Raw genomic sequence first — 17540 nt, forward strand, 5'->3', positions numbered from 1 at the left:
AACATGTTCTGGGCGCTGAGCGACTCCATGTGTTCTGAAGCGACCCCGTGGGTCAACGGCGCGTACCTGCCGGATCACGCGGCGCTGCAAACCTACCGCGTGATGGCGCCGATGGCCTACGCCAAAATCAAAAATATTATCGAACGTAACGTGACCAGCGGGCTTATCTACCTGCCGTCGAGCGCCCGCGATCTGAACAATCCGCAGATTGATCGATATCTGGCGAAATACGTGCGCGGCTCCAACGGCATGGATCACGTGGAGCGCATCAAGATCTTAAAACTGATGTGGGATGCCATCGGCAGCGAGTTCGGCGGTCGTCACGAGCTGTATGAAATTAACTACTCCGGTAGCCAGGATGAGATCCGCCTGCAGTGTCTGCGCCAGGCCCAGACCTCCGGCAACATGGACAAAATGATGGCGATGGTCGATCGCTGCCTGTCTGAATACGACCAGAACGGCTGGACGGTGCCACACCTGCACAACAACGCTGATATTAATCTGCTGGATAAGCTGCTGAAGTAATGGGCAGCGGGAGGTCACAATGCAATTAGATGAACAACGTCTGCGTTTTCGCGATGCCATGGCCAGCCTGTCGGCCGCCGTTAACGTCGTCACCACCGAAGGGGAAGCGGGTCGCTGCGGGATCACCGCTACCGCCGTCTGTTCGGTGACGGATACACCGCCATCGGTGATGGTGTGTATCAACGCCAACAGCGCCATGAACCCGGTGTTCCAGGGCAACGGTAAGCTGTGCATCAACGTGCTCAACCATGAACAGGAGATCATGGCGCGTCACTTTGCCGGCATGACCGGTATGGCGATGGACGAGCGCTTTAATCTCGCAGGCTGGCAGCGCGGCGCGTTGGGGCAGCCGGTGCTAAAGGCGGCACTGGCATGTCTGGAAGGCGAGATACGCCAGGTGCAGACCATCGGTAGCCATCTGGTCTATCTGGTGGAGGTTCAGCATATCGCGTTGGCGGAAGAAGAGGGGCACGGGCTTATCTATTTCAAACGCCGTTTTCATCCGGTGATGATGGAGGCCGAAGCGCTGGCTTAAGCCTTCTTCACTACCTAAATGCCATCGGGCAGGTCAGGATCGATTGCCCGATGGCCGCAGCGCCAATGAATCATCGTGAGCCGGAAGGAGAGTCCCCATCTCCCTTCGACAGTGCCGCCTGAACGGCATTTTCCGCCAGCGGGGCCATCACGCGATAGCCTTCCGCATTGGGATGCAGACCATCATCGGAGTAGCGGGTAATCAGTTTGCCGCATGCGTCCGTCATTGGCGTAGCGTAATCCAGCCAGACAAAGCCTTGCGTCGCGCTCCAGCTTTTCAGCCAGTGATTTAGCGCGATAAGGCGCTCGCGCGGACGCTGGGCGTAGAGATCCTGCGAGTCGGGATTCGCGTCATGGACCGGAAGCACGGACGATATCACCACCTGAATACCGTGTAGCGTGGCCAGCTCGGCGAACGTCATGATGTTCTCTTCAATTTCCAGATTGCTCACTGGCCCGGTATTGCCCGCGATGTCGTTGGTGCCAGCGAGGATCACCACCGCCTGCGGGCGCAGGTTTAGCACGTCCTGGCGAAAGCGCACCAGCATCTGCGCGGTGGTTTGCCCACCAATACCGCGGTTGAGGTAGTTTTTTCCCGGAAAGCTCTGCGCTAAATCCCAGCCGTCGGTAATGGAGTCACCGAAGAAAACGACCTGCGGGCTCCGGTTCTGCTGAAGCAGGGCCTCGTTGTGCTGGCGATAGCGGGCGCGTTGACCGTAGTCATCGCTATAGAAAGCGGCCTGACGGCTGCGGTAGTTGTCGAGTTCAGGAAACCCGGTTCCGGGGATGAGAGCAGTAATCAGCGGCTGTGACACGATGTGTCTCTCCTTGCCGTAGTGAATGGAGAAACCACGTTAGCAAACGTCGATTTTTTGCGCTATCACTTCTGTGCGCGTAAGGCTCTGAATACGGACTAAAAAATAGATTAGGGAAAATGAAGAAAAATAAATAAATAGCGCTACAGGGATGAGATCTAATATTTTCCTGTGGTAGCTGAGGAAAAACTTATCGGGTTATTTATTTCCTTGAAGCGACGAGTTTTTTAATTGAAATAAGGCTTCGTTAATCATTTCTTCGGCTTTTTGACGGGCGAATTTGATAAGCGCGTCTTTACTGAAAGGCGCGCCACAAGCGTGACAGGTTAGCGGATATTGATCTTCCGCGTTTTTTATTTTTTCAATGTCGGTTATTTCAGTAACACCGGCACATTTTGGACACAAATATTGAATTGCAATCACGAGCACGGCTCCTTTATCTTTGGTATAAAATAGTGCAGCCGCACAAATCGTCAAAGCCTTCCGGGCTATTAAATAACAGGTCATTTTGTTTTGGTTGATGAAGTGGTTAAAAAAACACCACTTCGTCAGGCCGATCGCACCAAAGGAGAGGGTGAATGACAATGGAGAAGCCGTTCGTACAGAAAGACCCGATGGATTCCGGCAGGCTGGCCGATCTCCTCAACCATAACACCGATTGGGTGTGGGAAGTGGATACGCAGGGGCGCTACGTCTGGTCCTCAGAAGTGGTGATGCGCCTGCTCGGCTACTCGGCCGAAGAGGTGCTGGGCCGTACGCCGTTTGATTTTATGGTGCCGGGCGAGGCCGAGCGGCTGGAGAGCACCTTCCGCGATGTGCTCTCATCGCACAAACCCTTCTCGGGCCTGATTAATCGTAACCTGCGGGCAGACGGTCGGGCGGTGATCCTCGAAACCAGCGGTATTCCGCTGTTTGATGAAAACGGCCAACTGACCGGCTATCGCGGTACCGATCGGGATATCTCCCAGCTCGGCGAGCGGGTGTTGCAACTGGAATCTATTTACCAGAATACGCCGCTGGCGCTGTGCGTTATCGACCGCCAGGGTCAGTTGACGAAGGCGAATAAAGCGATGGGTGAGCTGCTGGGGCAGCCGGAAGAAAAGCTGGTAGGGCAGTTTCTCAAAACGCTGATGCCGGAGTGGCACCTGCTGTTTCAGCAGGATTTCATTCTGCTCGACGGCGGTGAAGAGATTGCCAGTAAAGAGCTGTTTCTCTACGGTCGCTATTTCTACATTAAGCCTATGGCGGTGTACGACGCGGGCGGTAACGTGGCGGGCATCTCCTCGGCGTGGATGGATATTACTGACCGTAAGCTGGCGGAACAGCAGCTTGCCCGCGCGAACGAGACGCTACTGCAGTACGCTGAACGAGACCATCTAACCGGTTTGTTTAACCGTCGCTACATGGATGATCGTCTCAGCTATGAAATTACCCGCGCACAGCGCGAAGGCACGTCGCTGTCGCTGTGTATGGCGGATATCGACTTCTTTAAACGCTACAACGACACCTATGGTCACCCGGCGGGCGACCAGGTGCTGCGCGCCGTAGCAGACGCGTTGAGAGGCGGTCTGCGCCCGGGCGATAGCGTGAGCCGCTACGGCGGCGAAGAGTTTCTGGTGATACTGCCGGACACCAGCGCGGAAGGCGCGCTGGCAGTGGCTGAACGCCTGCGCGAGCGGGTAATGGCGCTGGAGATTGTGCATGAAACCAACCCCATCGGCAGCGTGCTGACCATCAGTCTGGGCGTGATGACCTGGGATTCGCCGCTGTCGGTGTGCAGTATCCAAAGCGTCGCGGATATCGCCGCTGAGCTTATCAGCAGCAGCGATGCGGCGCTGTACCGGGCTAAACAGCAGGGGCGCAATCGCGTAGTCAGCGCCTGATTACGCCACGGCCCTGGCGCGCGTCGTCAGGGCTATTGCGGTGCTGGCGAGGGTAAACAGCGCCATGATCCACGCCATGGTCCACGGCGTGCCGTCGCTGAGCGTCGCCAACAGCAGTGACGAAATAATCCCGCTACCGTATTGCAATGCGCCAATCAGCGCTGAGGCGGAACCCGCGACGTTTGGTGCGGCGTCCAGCGCGGCGGCAGTCGAGGTGGCGGCGATAATCCCATTCATCGAAAACAGTATGAACACTGCCACCACGATCAGCAGCAGACCTCCCATCTGCCAGCGCGCGGCAATCGCCAACACGATTGCCGCCGCGCCCGCCACCAACAGCGATATCTTTAGCAGCGTCTCCAGCGGATAGCGGTGGACGATTCGGCGGTTTACCACGCTCATGAGCATGACGCCAACAACGTTCAGCGCGAATAACCAGCCGTAGTGCTGCGGATCGACGCCGAAGTAGCTGATATAGACGAATGGCGACCCGGCGATAAACGCGTAGGCGGCGACGTAAAAGCAGGTCAGGCACAGGGTGTAGCGCATAAAGGCGACGTTGGTTAACAGCAGGCCGTAGTTCTTAAACACGCCGCCCAGCGACGCTTTAACACGCTTCTCTTCCGGCAGCGTTTCCGGTAGCCAGAAGAGAGTAAAGAACATCAGTACGCCAATCACAGCCAGCAGCCAGAAAATGACGTGCCAGCTGGCAAACACAATGATCTGTCCGCCGAGTAGCGGTCCGGCAATGGGAGCGATGGCCATCATCAGGATCAGCGTCGAGAGCATTTGCGCGGCGCGGGTACGACTGAATAGGTCACGGATCATCGCACGCGCCAGCATTGGGCCAGTGCAGGCCCCCAGCGCCTGGAATACACGCCAAAAGACAATCTGCTCAATATTGCGCGAGAGCGCGCAGCCGATCGAACCGATGATAAATAGTCCCAGGCCGATAAACAGCGGCAAGCGACGGCCAAAACGGTCGCTTAGCGGCCCCCAGAGCAGTTGGGCAATGCAAAAACCGACTAAAAAACCGGTAATCGTGAGTTCGACGTTGCCGTGTAAATCGCGCGCCATCACCGGCATGGCGGGAAGATAAATATCGGTTGAGAGCGAGGTAAAAGCCATTAAGGCACTGAGGATGACAACAAAAAGCAGGCCATGCTGACCTTTGGCGGGTGTCTTCCGCGCCGGAGTACCAGTCATATTGTTCCATTCGGGAGTGTTAAAGGCCGATAGAATATATTGATTTTCTGAACGGATAATCAGGCAAAATAGTAAGACGTTATGAATTCTATTCATCAGTGTGCATCCGCAATTGATTCATCACAAAGCGGACCCCGGGCAGCCCTCCTTATAATCGAGCCTACCCCTCTACTGATGGTATAAAAAACATGGCTTATCAACTCAACCTTAACTGGCCGGAGTTTCTGGAGAAATACTGGCAGAAACAACCGGTGGTCCTGAAAAACGCGTTCCCGAATTTTGTTGACCCGATTACGCCTGACGAACTGGCCGGTCTGGCGATGGAGATGGAGGTTGACAGCCGTCTGGTGAGCCACGTTGACGGCAAGTGGCAGGCGAGCAACGGCCCGTTTGAGGATTTTGACCATCTGGGGGAGAAGAACTGGTCGCTGCTGGCGCAGGCGGTGAACCACTGGCACGAACCTGCCGCCGAACTGGTGCGCCCGTTCCGCGTGCTGCCTGACTGGCGCCTCGATGATCTGATGATCTCCTTCTCGGTGCCGGGCGGCGGCGTTGGCCCGCATATCGATCCGTATGACGTCTTTATTATTCAAGGGATGGGCCGTCGTCGCTGGCGCGTGGGCGACGCGCTGCCGTTAAAACAGCACTGCCCGCATCCGGCGCTGCTGCACGTTGAGCCGTTTACGCCGATTATTGAAGTGGAAATGGAACCGGGCGATATCCTCTACATTCCGCCAGGATTCCCGCACGATGGGTATACCTATGAAGATACGCTGAACTACTCCGTCGGCTTCCGTGGCCCGAACGGTCGCGAGTTGATCAGCAGCTTCGCCGACTACGTGCTGGAGAACGATCTCGGCGAGAAGTACTACACCGACCCGGATCTCACCTGTCGCGAACACGCGGGTAAGGTGGAAGAGCACGAGCTGGAGCGTCTGCGGATGATGATGATCGACATGATCCGTCAGCCGAACGATTTCAAACAGTGGTTCGGCAGTTTTGCCAGTACGCCGCGCCACGAGCTGGATATTGCCCCAGCGGAGCCGCCGTTCGAACCGGAAGAGGTGCTTGCTGCGCTGGAAGATGGGGAAACCCTGCGCCGCCTCAACGGGCTGCGGGTACTGAACGTGGGCGAGAGCTTCTTTATCAACAGCGAGAAGCTGGAGACCTGCGAACCGCAGGCGGCTGACATGCTGTGCCGCTATACCGAACTGGATAAAACCCATTTTGGCGAGGCGCTGCGAAATCCGGCGTTTGTCGCGGAACTGACGGCGCTGATTAACCAGGGATACTGGTTCTTCGACGAGTAAGCGTCCGCGGTGGGTGAGGGTATGCGCTGTACCCTCACCCCGGCCCTCTCCCTGGAAGGGAGAGGGAGCAAACCCGCGCCATACCCACCCACTGCACCATCCGGTCCCCTCGCCCTTGAAGCGAGAGGGAGAAAACCGACACCTTCCTTACCGACAACACCGCACGATTCCCTCGCCCCTTTGGGGAGAGGGTTAGGGTGAGGGGAACAAGCCGCACCCTTCCTTCATTCCTGCTGCTTCCCGCCGTTTTGCAATTCTTTAACAATCGTTGTATAACCTTCTCTTCATTTGGATGTTTAGATGTCCATACGTTTAGAAGGTAATAATGCAAAACACAACACAACAACAAGGTGGGCAACTGAAGCGCACCATGAAAACCCGCCACCTGGTGATGCTGTCGCTGGGCGGGGTTATTGGCACAGGGCTTTTTTTCAATACCGGCTATATCATCTCCACCACCGGTGCGGCGGGTACGCTGCTGGCCTACCTAATCGGCGCGCTGGTGGTCTGGCTGGTGATGCAATGCCTCGGCGAACTGTCGGTGGCGATGCCGGAAACCGGCGCGTTCCACGTTTATGCCGCCCGTTATCTCGGCCCGGCCACCGGCTACACCGTGGCGTGGCTCTACTGGCTGACGTGGACGGTAGCGCTAGGATCGAGCTTTACCGCCGCCGGGTTCTGTATGCAGTACTGGTTCCCGCAGGTGCCGGTGTGGATTTGGTGCCTGCTGTTCTGCGTGCTGATTTTCGGCCTGAATGTTATCTCGACGCGCTTTTTCGCCGAGGGGGAGTTCTGGTTCTCGCTGGTGAAGGTTATCACCATCATCGCGTTTATTATTCTGGGCGGCGCGGCCATCTTCGGGTTTATCCCCATGCAGGACGGCTCACCGGCGCCGGGGCTGCGTAATATTACCGCCGAAGGCTGGTTCCCGCACGGTGGGCTGCCGATTCTGATGACGATGGTGGCGGTGAATTTTGCTTTCTCCGGCACCGAGCTTATCGGCATTGCCGCCGGTGAAACCGAGAACCCGCACAAGGTGATCCCGGTAGCCATTCGGACCACTATCGCGCGGCTGATTATCTTCTTTATCGGCACCGTGTTCGTGCTGGCGGCGCTGATCCCGATGCAGCAGGCGGGCGTCGAAAAAAGTCCGTTTGTGCTGGTCTTTGAGAAGGTGGGCATTCCTTATGCGGCGGACATTTTTAACTTCGTGATCCTGACGGCGATTCTGTCGGCGGCCAACTCCGGGCTTTACGCTTCCGGTCGTATGCTGTGGTCGCTGTCCAACGAGCGCACGTTACCGCGCTGTTTCTCGCAGCTGACCAATAACGGCGTGCCGCTGGTGGCGCTATCGGTGAGTATGCTTGGCGGCTTGCTGGCGCTGTTCTCCAGCATCGTCGCCCCGGATACCGTTTTTGTGGCGTTGTCGGCTATTTCCGGTTTTGCGGTAGTGGCGGTGTGGATAAGCATCTGCGCCTCGCATTTCGTGTTCCGTCGCCGTCATCTCCAGCAGGGCAAGGCGCTGAGCGAGCTGCACTACCGCGCGCCGTGGTATCCGCTGGTGCCGGTGCTGGGCTTCGTGCTGTGCCTGGTGGCCTGCGTGGGGCTGGCCTTTGACCCGTCGCAGCGTATCGCGCTGTGGTGCGGGATTCCGTTCGTGGCGCTGTGCTATGGTGCCTATTTCTTAACGCGTTCGCGCCAGAGCCAACAGGAGCCGCAGCATGTCGCAGAATAATCCTTTAACCGCCATTCTGAACGATCGTCCCTTCGTATTACTCGACGGGGCGATGGCCACCGAACTGGAGGCGCGCGGCTGCGATCTGGCCGATAGCCTGTGGTCGGCCAAAGTGCTGATGGAAAATCCGCAGCTGATTTACGACGTGCATCTCGACTATTTCCGAGCCGGGGCGCAGGTGGCGATCACCGCCAGCTATCAGGCCACACCGGACGGTTTTGCCGCCCGCGGGCTGGATGAAACGCAGTCGCGGGCGCTGATTATTAAAAGCGTCGAGCTGGCGCGTCAGGCGCGAGATGCGTATCGCGCGGAAAACCCGGCGGCCCACGGGCTGCTGATTGCCGGTTCCGTGGGGCCCTACGGCGCGTACCTGGCGGATGGCTCGGAGTACCGCGGTGACTACCAGCGCAGCGCGCAGGTGTTCCAGGATTTCCACCGCCCGCGCGTTGAAGCGTTGCTGGATGGCGGTGTCGATCTGCTGGCCTGTGAGACCCTGCCGTCGTTTGATGAAATTCGTGCGCTGGCGCAGCTGCTGACCGAGTATCCGGTAGCGCAGGCGTGGTTCTCGTTTACGCTACGCGATGCTCAGCATCTGAGCGACGGCACGCCGCTGCGCGATGTGCTGGCCCTGCTGGCGGATTATCCGCAGATTCTGGCGGTCGGAATTAACTGTATCGCGCTGGAAAAAACCGTCGAGGCGCTGGAGTATCTGCACAGCCTGACGCCGTTGCCGCTGGTGGTCTATCCGAACTCGGGTGAGCACTATGACGCGGTGAGTAAAACCTGGCACCACCACGGTGAAGCCTGCGCCACGCTGGAAGGCTATCTGCCGCAGTGGCTGGCCGCCGGAGCAAAGCTGATTGGCGGCTGCTGCCGAACTACGCCAAAGGATATTGCGGCGCTGAAATCGCACTGCTGATTCAGAACCCTCGCGGATCACCTGTAGGCCGGATAAGCGAAGCGCCATCCGGCTGTTCGGTGCACATTGCCGGATGGCGCTTCGCTTATCCGGCCTACAATGTCCTCTGCGTAATCCCATTTCTGAACTATCCTTTGCCGCTTTTTTTCTAAAAACAAATTGGCATTAACCAGCACTTTTAATTCCTTTATCAAACCCCCTCGCGCCGGAAATACTGCTCACATAACAAGACATGGGAGCAGGACATTATGGCAATCGCATCGCGTTTCACCGTTATCGCCGCCGCGCTGGCGCTGTTGGCTTTCCAGGCGCAGGCCGTGGACGTCACTATCGCCTATCAAACTTCCGCTGAACCGGCCAAAGTGGCGCAGGCGGATAAAACCTTCGAAAAGCTGAGCGGTGCAAAGCCGGACTGGCGTAAGTTCGACAGCGGCGCGAGCATCGTGCGCGCACTGGCTTCCGGCGATGTGCAAATTGGCAATATCGGTTCCAGCCCGCTGGCGGTGGCCGCCAGTCAGCAGGTGCCGATTGAAGTCTTCCTGCTGGCCTCACAGCTCGGCAACTCTGAAGCGCTGGTGGTGAAAAAGGCCATCACTAAACCCGAAGATTTGATTGGCAAACGCATTGCCGTGCCGTTTATCTCCACCACCCACTACAGCCTGCTGGCCGCGCTCAAGCACTGGGGCATCAAGCCGGGTCAGGTACAGATTATCAACCTGCAGCCGCCGGCGATTATTGCCGCCTGGCAGCGTGGCGACATTGATGGCGCCTACGTGTGGGCACCAGCGGTGAACTCGCTGGAAAAAGACGGAACCGTGCTGACCGACTCTTCAAAAGTAGGCGAATGGGGCGCACCGACGCTGGACGTCTGGGTGGTGCGTAAAGATTTTGCCGAGCAGCATCCTGAGGTGGTGAAGGCATTCGCGAAAAGCGCGATTGACGCTCAGCGTGGCTATATCGATAACCCGGATAAATGGCTGGCGCAGCCCGACAACATCAGCAAGCTGGCGCGTCTGAGCGGCGTGCCGGAAGCGGACGTGCCGGGGCTGGTGAAAGGCAACACCTATCTCACCGCCGAACAGCAGGCGCAGGCGCTGAATGGCCCGGTGAATAAGGCGATTGTCGATACCGCGCAGTTCCTCAAAGAACAGGGCAAAGTGCCCGCCGTGGCGACCGACTACAGCCAGTACGTTACCGACCGTTTTGTGAAGTAAGGAGGCCATGATGCTGCAAATCTCGCATCTGTCCGCCGACTACGGCGGTAAACCGGCGCTGGCGGATATCAGTCTCACGCTGGACAGCGGTGAACTGTTGGTGGTGCTGGGGCCGTCCGGCTGCGGTAAGACCACGCTGCTGAACCTGATTGCCGGATTTGTGCCATATCAGCACGGCAGCATCATCCTCGACGGAAAACGTGTTGACGGGCCGGGCGCCGATCGCGGCGTGGTCTTTCAGAATGAAGGGCTGCTGCCGTGGCGCAACGTGCAGGATAACGTCGCGCTGGGGCTACAGCTCGCGGGCATCAGCAAGTCTGAGCGTCGGGAAACCGCCGCGCAGATGCTGAAGAAAGTTGGCCTTGAGGGCGCGGAAAAGCGCTTTATCTGGCAGCTTTCCGGCGGTCAGCGCCAGCGGGTGGGGATTGCCCGAGCGCTGGCGGCCAATCCGCAACTGTTGCTGCTGGATGAGCCGTTCGGCGCGCTTGATGCGTTTACCCGCGAGCAAATGCAGACGTTGCTGCTGAAGCTGTGGCATGAGACGGGTAAGAAAGTGTTGCTGATCACTCACGACATCGAAGAGGCGATATTTATGGCCACCGAGCTGGTTTTGCTGTCGCCGGGGCCGGGCCGCGTGCAGGAGCGTCTGTCGCTGGACTTCGCCCGTCGTTTTGTCTCCGGGGAATCCTGCCGCAGCATTAAGTCCGATCCGCGCTTTATTGCCCAACGCGAGTACGTACTCAGCCGGGTGTTCGAACAACGGGAGGCCTTCTCATGAGCGTGGTGATTAATGATAAACCGCGTCAGCGTGCATCGAAGCTGCGTTGGCCCTTGTCACGCCATCTGACACTGAGCCTGACGACGCTGGCGGCGCTGCTGGCTATCTGGTGGGCGGTGGCGGCGTTAGCGCTGATTAGCCCGCTGTTTCTGCCTTCGCCGGTTCAGGTGCTGAATAAACTGCTGACCATCGCCAGCCCGCAGGGCTTTATGGACGCGACGCTGTGGCAGCATCTGGCGGCGAGCCTCGGGCGTATTCTTGTTGCGCTGCTGGCGGCGACGCTCGTCGGGATCCCGGTGGGGATTGCGATGGGTCTGAGCCCGACAGTACGCGGCATCCTTGATCCGATTATTGAACTGTATCGCCCGGTGCCGCCGCTGGCCTATCTGCCGCTGATGGTTATCTGGTTTGGTATTGGCGAAACGTCGAAAATATTACTGATTTATCTGGCGATTTTCGCGCCGGTTGCCATGTCGGCGCTGGCAGGGGTGAAAAGCGCGCAACAGGTACGTATTCGCGCCGCGCAGTCGTTGGGCGCCAGCCGCGCTCAGGTGCTGTGGCTGGTGATTTTACCCGGCGCGCTGCCGGAGATTTTAACCGGTCTGCGCATTGGTTTAGGCGTGGGTTGGTCAACGCTGGTGGCCGCCGAGCTTATCGCCGCCACCCGAGGCTTAGGTTTTATGGTGCAGTCCGCCGGGGAGTTTTTGGCTACCGACGTGGTGCTGGCGGGGATTGCGGTGATCGCAATTATCGCTTTTGGTCTGGAACTCGGTCTGCGTACGCTTCAGCGTCGCCTGACCCCCTGGCATGGAGAAGTACAATGAGTGAACGTCTGGCGATTACCCCACTTGGGCCGTACATCGGCGCGCAGGTGTCCGGCGCGGACCTGACTCGCCCGCTGAGCGACAACCAGTTCGAACAGCTATACCACGCGGTGTTGCGTCATCAGGTGGTCTTCCTGCGTGAGCAGCTGATTACCCCCGAGCAGCAGCGTGCGCTGGCCCAGCGCTTTGGCGATCTGCATATTCATCCGGTGTATCCGCATGCGCCGGGCGTGGAAGAAATTATTGTGCTGGACACCCACGACAATAATCCGCCGGATAACGACAACTGGCACACCGACGTGACCTTTATCGACACGCCGCCCGCCGGGGCGATTCTGGCGGCGAAAGAGCTGCCGTCGACCGGCGGCGACACCCTGTGGACCAGCGGGATTGCCGCCTATGAGGCGCTCTCCGAGCCGTTTAAGGTACTGCTGAGCGGTCTGCGCGCCGAGCACGATTTCCGTAAATCGTTCCAGGAATACAAATATCGTAAAACCGAGGAAGAGCATCAGCGCTGGCTGGAAGCGGTGGCGAAGCACCCGCCGCTGCTGCATCCGGTGGTGCGTACCCATCCGGTGACCGGTAAGCAGGCGCTGTTCGTCAACGAAGGGTTTACCACGCGGATTGTCGACGTGACCGAGAAAGAGAGCGAGGCGCTGCTGAGCTATCTGTTTGCCCACGTGACTAAACCGGAATTTCAGGTGCGCTGGCGCTGGCAGCCGAACGACGTGGCGATTTGGGATAACCGGGTGACGCAGCACTACGCTAACGCCGATTATCTGCCGCAGCGGCGGATTATGCACCGGGCGACGATTCTGGGGGATAAGCCGTTTTATCGCGCGTCATAACTCGTGCAGCACCGGCCTGGCCGGTGCTTCGTCGGTTTATCCTCCAATGACAACCCGATACCCGGCCTGCTCAACCATTGCCTGAATGGGCGCTATCTCCTCAGCTTCCGGCGCGTGAATCCCCGCCATGACCCACGCGCGATCCAGCAGAGCATACTTTGGCTCACCGTACTGATGGAACGGCAGTAAATGCACCTCATCCACCGGCAGCGGCGCGAGGAACGCCAGAATCTGCGCCACGTTTTCTCGGTTAAGAGTAAAGCCGGGAATCAGCGGCAGGCGCGGAATGACCTTAATGCCTTCGTTTAGCAGCAGGCGGAAGTTCTCCAGCACGCGCGGTTGGTTCATGTTCAGGACAGTACGGGCCCGTTCGGTATCCATGATTTTCAGGTCGAACAGCACCTCATCGCACTCTCTTGCCAGCGGCAGCAGACGGCGCGGCGAGGTATCGCCTGCGGTTTCAATCGCCGTACGGATACCCCACTGTTTCAGCCGCTGTACCAGGCGAGCGGCGAATTCGGCCTGCATCAGCACTTCGCCGCCGGAGAGCGTCACGCCGCCGCCGGACGCGCGAAAGAACACCTCGTCTTTCAGCACCTCGCGTTCAAGTTCCTCCAGCGTCACGTCGCGGCCAATATTTTCCCACGCGCCGGAAGGGCACTCTTCGGCGTCCTGCAGACAGGTGGCGCAGTGCAGACATTTGCTTTCCCGGCGCACGGTTTCAATCCTGGGCGACATCGACTCCGGATTCGCGCACCATGGGCAGGTGTGCGGGCAGCCTTTGAAAAAAACCACCGTGCGGATACCCTGCCCATCGTTGAGCGAATAACGCTGAATGTTGAAAATGCGCGCCGTGTCGGCGCGCGTCTCAATCACCTCACAGCTGATGCGCGGTGCGGCGGATAATGTCATCCTGAATCTCCTTCGACAGCTCGACAAAGAAGGCGCTGTAGCCCGCGACGCGGACCACCAGACCAGCGAAATCCTGCGGCCGCTGCTGGGCTTCGCGCAGCGTTTCGGCGTTCACCACGTTGAACTGAATATGCTGCAATTTCAGTTTGGTAAAGGCGTGGAGGAAATCCGCCAGCTTGTTGAGGCCGCTTTCACCTTCCAACGTTGACGGGGTGAATTTAACGTTCAGCAGCGTGCCGTTGGAGAGCAGGTAATTATCCAGCTTGCTCACCGATTTCAGCACCGCCGTTGGCCCCTGTGCGTCCTGGCCGACCATCGGCGATAGCCCGCCGTCCGCCAGTTGCTCACCGGCGAAACGTCCGTCTGGCGTCGCGCCCACCACCGACCCCAGCGGCACGTGCGCGGAAACGGTATAAGAGCCAGGCGTAAACTGGCCGCCGCGCGGGTTACGGTATTTTTCCACCTCTTTGCAGTAAAAACGCAGCAGATCGGCGCTGATGTTATCAACATCATCGATGTCGTTGCCGTACTTCTCGAAGCGATTGATTAACCGGGCGCGAACTTTTTCCCCTTCCGGCGTGGCGAAGTTGGCCTTCAGCACCGCCAGCAGTTCATCAAAGCTCATGCGCTGCTGGTCAAACACCATGCCTTTAAGGGCGTGCAGTGAGTCGCTGAGGTTGGCGATGCCAATGCCCTGCACCCCGGAAAAGTTGTAGCGCGCGCCGCCAGCGGTGATGTCTTTGCCCTTTTCGATGCAGTCTTCGACAAACGAAGAGAGCAGCGGTACCGGCGCCCAGTCGCGGTGGCCGATATCGCAGATGTTGCTGCCTTCGACCATCAGTTGAATGTAGTGGCGAATTTTGTCGCGAATGCTCGCCAGCAGGCTGTCGTAGGTGATTTGCTCATCGCCTTCATGCTCATGCATGACGATTTCCATCACTTTCAGCAGGTTGAACATGGCGATGTCGTGCAGCCCGTAGGTCCGGCCTGGAATCGACAGCTCGACGCAGCCCACCACCGCGTAGTCGCGCGCGTCTTCCAGCGACACGCCGCGGTTAAGGAACGCCGGAACCACCACTTCGTCGTTGAAGATCTGCGGAATGCCGGTGCCGAGGCGTACGGTCTCGGCGGTTTTGCGCAGAAACGGGCGGTCGATCAGTTCGTTGACCCGCACGCCGAGGTTCGGCTGCGGCAGGCGCACGTTCTGGTAGGCATCCAGACAGGCAAAGGAGAGCACGTTCACCGCGCTGCGGCCATTTTCGGTTAACCCACCGAGCAGGGCGGTGTAGCCGGTCGGGAAGCCGGCAAAGTAGCGGGCGCTGCTGGTGGAGCGCAACAGGACGATATCGTTGCATTTCACCCACAGCGACGTCAGCAGCTCCTGCATAAGTGCGGGATCGTCGCCGTGATTCAGCGAAGCCTGCCAGAACGGCAGCATGTACTGGTCAAAGCGCCCCAGCGAGATGGAGCTGGCATTCGATTCATATTGCAAAATGATGTTCATGTACCAGAACAGCTGGCAGGCCTGGCCGAAGTTTTCCGCTTTATGTATGGCGTTATGACGAGAGATCGTGGCAATGGCTTCCAGCTCCCGGCGGCGCTGCGGGTCGCTGCACTGCGCGGCCATCGTCTCTGCGAGGACGGCGTAGCGCAGAATGTGCCGCTGTGAGGCTTCCAGCAGAATCAGCACCGCGCGGTAAAAATCATTATCCGGCTGTTGGCGCAGGTGATCGCGCATCTCGTTGACCAGCGCGTCGAGGCCATTATTCAGCAGGCGCGGGTAGTCGATAATGATGTGTCCCTGACCTTTGTCGGTCTGGTTGACGCTGAAAATTTGCGTGCTCACGGCGGCCTTCACCTCGTCCGTCATCTGGGCGTTGATGAAGTCTTTCATTGAGCGCTTTTCCCAGTACGGGAACAGTTCTTCGCGATACAGGCGCTTGTCGTCATCGCTGATGTTGAAGCGATCCTGCGGGCGGGTGGGGAACTGATCTAACTCTTTGAGCAGCCAGTAAGGATCCATTTCTGGCGACATGATCCCGGCACGCGGTTTGATGGTGCGGTTGCCGGCAATCAGCTCGTCGTCGCGGATGCTGATAGCAACCTTATCGAGAATATGCGCGGTGGCTTTGGCGCGGCGAATAATTACCGGTTCGCCCTCGGTCTGGCGATGGCTTTCGGTGTAGAGGACGGCGCGCTCAAGGGAGATTTCGCGCGGGTTGGCAAAGAGGGCCTCTTTCAGGCGCTGGATACGGGTAGTCATTTTTCTGGCTCCTGGGCGATTAACCTGACGTTTCTTATGGCTTCTACGTTAGGCAAATGCGGGGCGGGGAGACAGAAGAGAATGGGGTGATTTACTGGATTATTGTGATCAAAAAGAAAAAATGAGATCTGAGTTTTGTGCGGGTGATTTTCCGGCGTCGCTGCCTGGCTGAGCGCAGCGACGCCGGAAAGGATTACGGCAGCGACGCTATCCAGTTCATCGCCAGCTCCGGCCAGGCGGCGGCGGGCAGCCCTTTGGCGCCGCGAATCCCAAACCCGTGCTTGCCTTCGGCAAACAGATGCAGTTCGGTCGGTACCTTATGCTCACGCAGGGCGTTGAACATCACCAGCGAGTTATCGACCGGCACCGACGGGTCGTCCACCGCGTGCATCAGGAAGGTCGGCGGCGTCTGGGCGGTGACGTTCAGCTCCGGCGAATAGTGATTAATCTGCTCGGCGCTGGGCATGTCGCCAATCAGCGCTTTCCGCGAGCCGGGATGGGCAATGGCCTTATCCATTGAAATGACCGGATAGCCGAGCACCACGAAATCAGGTCGCGCGCTCTGCTTGTCGACCTCATCGACCGGGGCATAAACCGTCTCGCTATAGCGCGTCTCGAGGCTGGCTGCGATATGCCCACCGGCGGAGAAGCCCATCACGCCGATTTTGTGTGGATCAATCTGCCATTCGGCGGCGCGGGCGCGCAGAGTACGCAGCGCTCGCTGAGCGTCGGCGAGCGGCGCATTGGCTCCTTCGGCGTGGCCGTCAGCGGGCATACGATAGGTCATGACGAACAGGGTGTAGCCTTTGGCGTTAAACGGCGCGGCTAAATCGCTGCCTTCTTTATCCAGCACCACGCGCTGGTACGAGCCGCCGGGCGTGACCAGCAGCGCCACGCCGTTCGGATGTTCTGGCGCATAAACGGTGATTTCCGGCGCGCGGATGCCGGTGACCGCGCGGTCGGGCAGGGTGGGATCTTTGCTGCGTTCGACCAGCGCGTAGCTGACCGGGCTGCTTTTAGCGCCAGGCGCTTCGCCGCCGGGCCAAATGGTAAATGCAGGCAGGGCGGCAAAGGCCGTCTGCGCGGAGAATAATAGGGCAAGGGTAGCGGACAGAGGTAAGCGAATCATAAGCGTCTCCCGGAGAAAACGCTTGTTTATCATTCATTAAGACTGCAGAACGCGAAATGATTCACAAAACGGTGTTTCATAAAATAAGAAACGATGGGGAGGGAATGCGATGTCGTTAAAAGGGATATTCTTTTATGCCCTGCTTGCCCCCTCACCCTAACCCTCTCCCCATGGGGGAGAGGGGACTGAATGGCGCCGTCCGGGGGGGCGACGCCGTGGGCGGTGTTACATCAGCGCGTCTTTATCGATGCCCAGACGCTTCATGCGCGACAGCAGCGTGGTGCGCTTCAGCCCGAGACGCTGTGCTGCGCCTTTGGCCCCGGCCACCACGCCGTTGGTCTCTTTCAATACCCGAACAATCAGCTGGTATTCGTCTTCGCCGTCTTTCGCCGCTTCGGCCACCGGGGCCGGTTGTGGCTCATCGCCCGCGAATGCCAGCTCTGGCATCGATAGCTGTAACACGCTGCCGCGGGTCAGCAGCACCGCGCGTTCAATCACGTTTTCCAGTTCACGTACGTTGCCTGGCCACTCCATCTGGCTCAGCGTGCGCAGCGTTTCCGCCGGAATGCTGTCGATATTGCGCCCCAGACGGCGGGCGATTTTAAAGGTGAAGGCCTTCACCAGCAGCGGAATATCTTCCGGGCG

17 protein-coding genes are annotated in these 17540 nt (G+C 58.6%); 10 read left to right on the plus strand and 7 right to left on the minus strand.

Going from position 1 to position 17540, the window contains the following annotated elements; genetic code table 11:
- Both ACW14G_RS18845 and ACW14G_RS18850 read left to right on the plus strand, forming a co-directional pair.
- A partial coding sequence (locus ACW14G_RS18845; RefSeq protein ID WP_455648722.1) for a 4-hydroxyphenylacetate 3-hydroxylase C-terminal domain-containing protein occupies positions 1 to 525 on the plus strand: 525 nt, incomplete at its 5' end.
- Between the two features lie 19 nt (positions 526 to 544).
- Positions 545 to 1060 (plus strand): 4-hydroxyphenylacetate 3-monooxygenase reductase subunit, encoded by a 516-nt coding sequence (locus tag ACW14G_RS18850; protein ID WP_163447209.1) that lies wholly within the window; start codon positions 545 to 547, stop codon positions 1058 to 1060.
- A 70-nt stretch (positions 1061 to 1130) separates the two neighbouring features.
- On the opposite strand, the gene ACW14G_RS18855 is transcribed toward ACW14G_RS18850, so the two are convergent.
- Entirely contained in the window at positions 1131 to 1874 is a 744-nt protein-coding gene (locus ACW14G_RS18855; protein ID WP_167576585.1) for an SGNH/GDSL hydrolase family protein, read from the minus strand.
- Positions 1875 to 2072: 198 nt separating this feature from the next.
- Complete coding sequence (locus ACW14G_RS18860) at positions 2073 to 2297, minus strand: ECs_2282 family putative zinc-binding protein (RefSeq protein ID WP_411908128.1); 225 nt, start codon at positions 2295 to 2297, stop codon at positions 2073 to 2075.
- 155 nt (positions 2298 to 2452) lie between these two features.
- Here ACW14G_RS18860 and ACW14G_RS18865 point away from each other — a divergent pair, with 155 nt between their 5' ends.
- Complete coding sequence (locus ACW14G_RS18865) at positions 2453 to 3757, plus strand: sensor domain-containing diguanylate cyclase (RefSeq protein WP_249022256.1); 1305 nt, start codon at positions 2453 to 2455, stop codon at positions 3755 to 3757.
- Here ACW14G_RS18865 and ACW14G_RS18870 read toward each other — a convergent pair whose 3' ends face one another.
- On the minus strand, positions 3758 to 4963 hold the full coding sequence (locus ACW14G_RS18870; RefSeq protein ID WP_163447217.1) for a multidrug effflux MFS transporter: 1206 nt from the start codon (positions 4961 to 4963) through the stop codon (positions 3758 to 3760). It abuts the gene before it with no gap.
- A gap of 188 nt (positions 4964 to 5151) precedes the next feature.
- Here ACW14G_RS18870 and ACW14G_RS18875 point away from each other — a divergent pair, with 188 nt between their 5' ends.
- From ACW14G_RS18875 to tauD, 7 genes are all read left to right on the plus strand, one after another.
- Positions 5152 to 6273 carry a ribosomal protein uL16 3-hydroxylase gene (locus ACW14G_RS18875; protein ID WP_167576583.1) on the plus strand — a complete coding sequence of 374 codons (1122 nt, stop codon included), beginning with the start codon at positions 5152 to 5154 and terminating at the stop codon, positions 6271 to 6273.
- A 325-nt stretch (positions 6274 to 6598) separates the two neighbouring features.
- Positions 6599 to 8008, plus strand: coding sequence for an S-methylmethionine permease (gene mmuP, locus ACW14G_RS18880; RefSeq protein WP_249022254.1), 1410 nt, complete (start codon positions 6599 to 6601; stop codon positions 8006 to 8008).
- Positions 7995 to 8927, plus strand: coding sequence for a homocysteine S-methyltransferase (mmuM, locus tag ACW14G_RS18885; RefSeq protein ID WP_223803999.1), 933 nt, complete (start codon positions 7995 to 7997; stop codon positions 8925 to 8927). Before mmuP ends, mmuM begins: the two co-directional genes overlap by 14 nt.
- Positions 8928 to 9175: 248 nt before the next feature.
- Complete coding sequence (gene tauA / locus ACW14G_RS18890; RefSeq protein ID WP_249022253.1) at positions 9176 to 10141, plus strand: taurine ABC transporter substrate-binding protein; 966 nt, start codon at positions 9176 to 9178, stop codon at positions 10139 to 10141.
- Between the two features lie 10 nt (positions 10142 to 10151).
- Complete coding sequence (gene tauB / locus ACW14G_RS18895; protein ID WP_249023360.1) at positions 10152 to 10919, plus strand: taurine ABC transporter ATP-binding subunit; 768 nt, start codon at positions 10152 to 10154, stop codon at positions 10917 to 10919.
- Positions 10916 to 11743, plus strand: coding sequence for a taurine ABC transporter permease TauC (tauC, locus tag ACW14G_RS18900; RefSeq protein ID WP_455648723.1), 828 nt, complete (start codon positions 10916 to 10918; stop codon positions 11741 to 11743). The genes tauB and tauC overlap by 4 nt, the downstream gene beginning before the upstream one ends.
- A complete protein-coding gene (tauD, locus tag ACW14G_RS18905) occupies positions 11740 to 12591 on the plus strand; it encodes a taurine dioxygenase (protein WP_163447229.1) in 852 nt (283 codons plus the stop codon). The genes tauC and tauD overlap by 4 nt, the downstream gene beginning before the upstream one ends.
- 36 nt (positions 12592 to 12627) lie before the next feature.
- Here the strand turns inward: tauD and ACW14G_RS18910 are convergent, their stop codons facing one another.
- The 4 genes from ACW14G_RS18910 to ACW14G_RS18925 all read right to left on the minus strand — a co-directional run.
- A complete protein-coding gene (locus tag ACW14G_RS18910) occupies positions 12628 to 13503 on the minus strand; it encodes a [formate-C-acetyltransferase]-activating enzyme (RefSeq protein ID WP_163447231.1) in 876 nt (291 codons plus the stop codon).
- Positions 13469 to 15766, minus strand: coding sequence for a formate C-acetyltransferase (locus ACW14G_RS18915; protein WP_249022251.1), 2298 nt, complete (start codon positions 15764 to 15766; stop codon positions 13469 to 13471). Before ACW14G_RS18915 ends, ACW14G_RS18910 begins: the two co-directional genes overlap by 35 nt.
- A gap of 193 nt (positions 15767 to 15959) precedes the next feature.
- Entirely contained in the window at positions 15960 to 16895 is a 936-nt protein-coding gene (locus tag ACW14G_RS18920) for an alpha/beta hydrolase (protein ID WP_419058239.1), read from the minus strand.
- A 225-nt stretch (positions 16896 to 17120) separates the two neighbouring features.
- Positions 17121 to 17540: helix-turn-helix domain-containing protein (locus ACW14G_RS18925; protein WP_455648724.1), on the minus strand; the 420-nt coding region annotated here is incomplete at its 5' end.

It is taken from the genome of Kluyvera sp., assembly GCF_965301105.1.

Excerpts from the sequence above, each read along its gene's own strand:
- ACW14G_RS18850 (WP_163447209.1), top strand. The coding sequence starts at position 545 with ATGCAATTAGATGAACAACGTCTGCGTTTTCGCGATGCCATGGCCAGC.
- ACW14G_RS18865 (WP_249022256.1), top strand. The coding sequence starts at position 2,453 with ATGACAATGGAGAAGCCGTTCGTACAGAAAGACCCGATGGATTCCGGC.
- ACW14G_RS18870 (WP_163447217.1), bottom strand. The coding sequence starts at position 4,963 with ATGACTGGTACTCCGGCGCGGAAGACACCCGCCAAAGGTCAGCATGGC.
- ACW14G_RS18875 (WP_167576583.1), top strand. The coding sequence starts at position 5,152 with ATGGCTTATCAACTCAACCTTAACTGGCCGGAGTTTCTGGAGAAATAC.
- mmuP (WP_249022254.1), top strand. The coding sequence starts at position 6,599 with ATGCAAAACACAACACAACAACAAGGTGGGCAACTGAAGCGCACCATG.
- mmuM (WP_223803999.1), top strand. The coding sequence starts at position 7,995 with ATGTCGCAGAATAATCCTTTAACCGCCATTCTGAACGATCGTCCCTTC.
- tauA (WP_249022253.1), top strand. The coding sequence starts at position 9,176 with ATGGCAATCGCATCGCGTTTCACCGTTATCGCCGCCGCGCTGGCGCTG.
- tauB (WP_249023360.1), top strand. The coding sequence starts at position 10,152 with ATGCTGCAAATCTCGCATCTGTCCGCCGACTACGGCGGTAAACCGGCG.
- tauC (WP_455648723.1), top strand. The coding sequence starts at position 10,916 with ATGAGCGTGGTGATTAATGATAAACCGCGTCAGCGTGCATCGAAGCTG.
- tauD (WP_163447229.1), top strand. The coding sequence starts at position 11,740 with ATGAGTGAACGTCTGGCGATTACCCCACTTGGGCCGTACATCGGCGCG.
- ACW14G_RS18910 (WP_163447231.1), bottom strand. The coding sequence starts at position 13,503 with ATGACATTATCCGCCGCACCGCGCATCAGCTGTGAGGTGATTGAGACG.
- ACW14G_RS18915 (WP_249022251.1), bottom strand. The coding sequence starts at position 15,766 with ATGACTACCCGTATCCAGCGCCTGAAAGAGGCCCTCTTTGCCAACCCG.
- ACW14G_RS18920 (WP_419058239.1), bottom strand. The coding sequence starts at position 16,895 with ATGATTCGCTTACCTCTGTCCGCTACCCTTGCCCTATTATTCTCCGCG.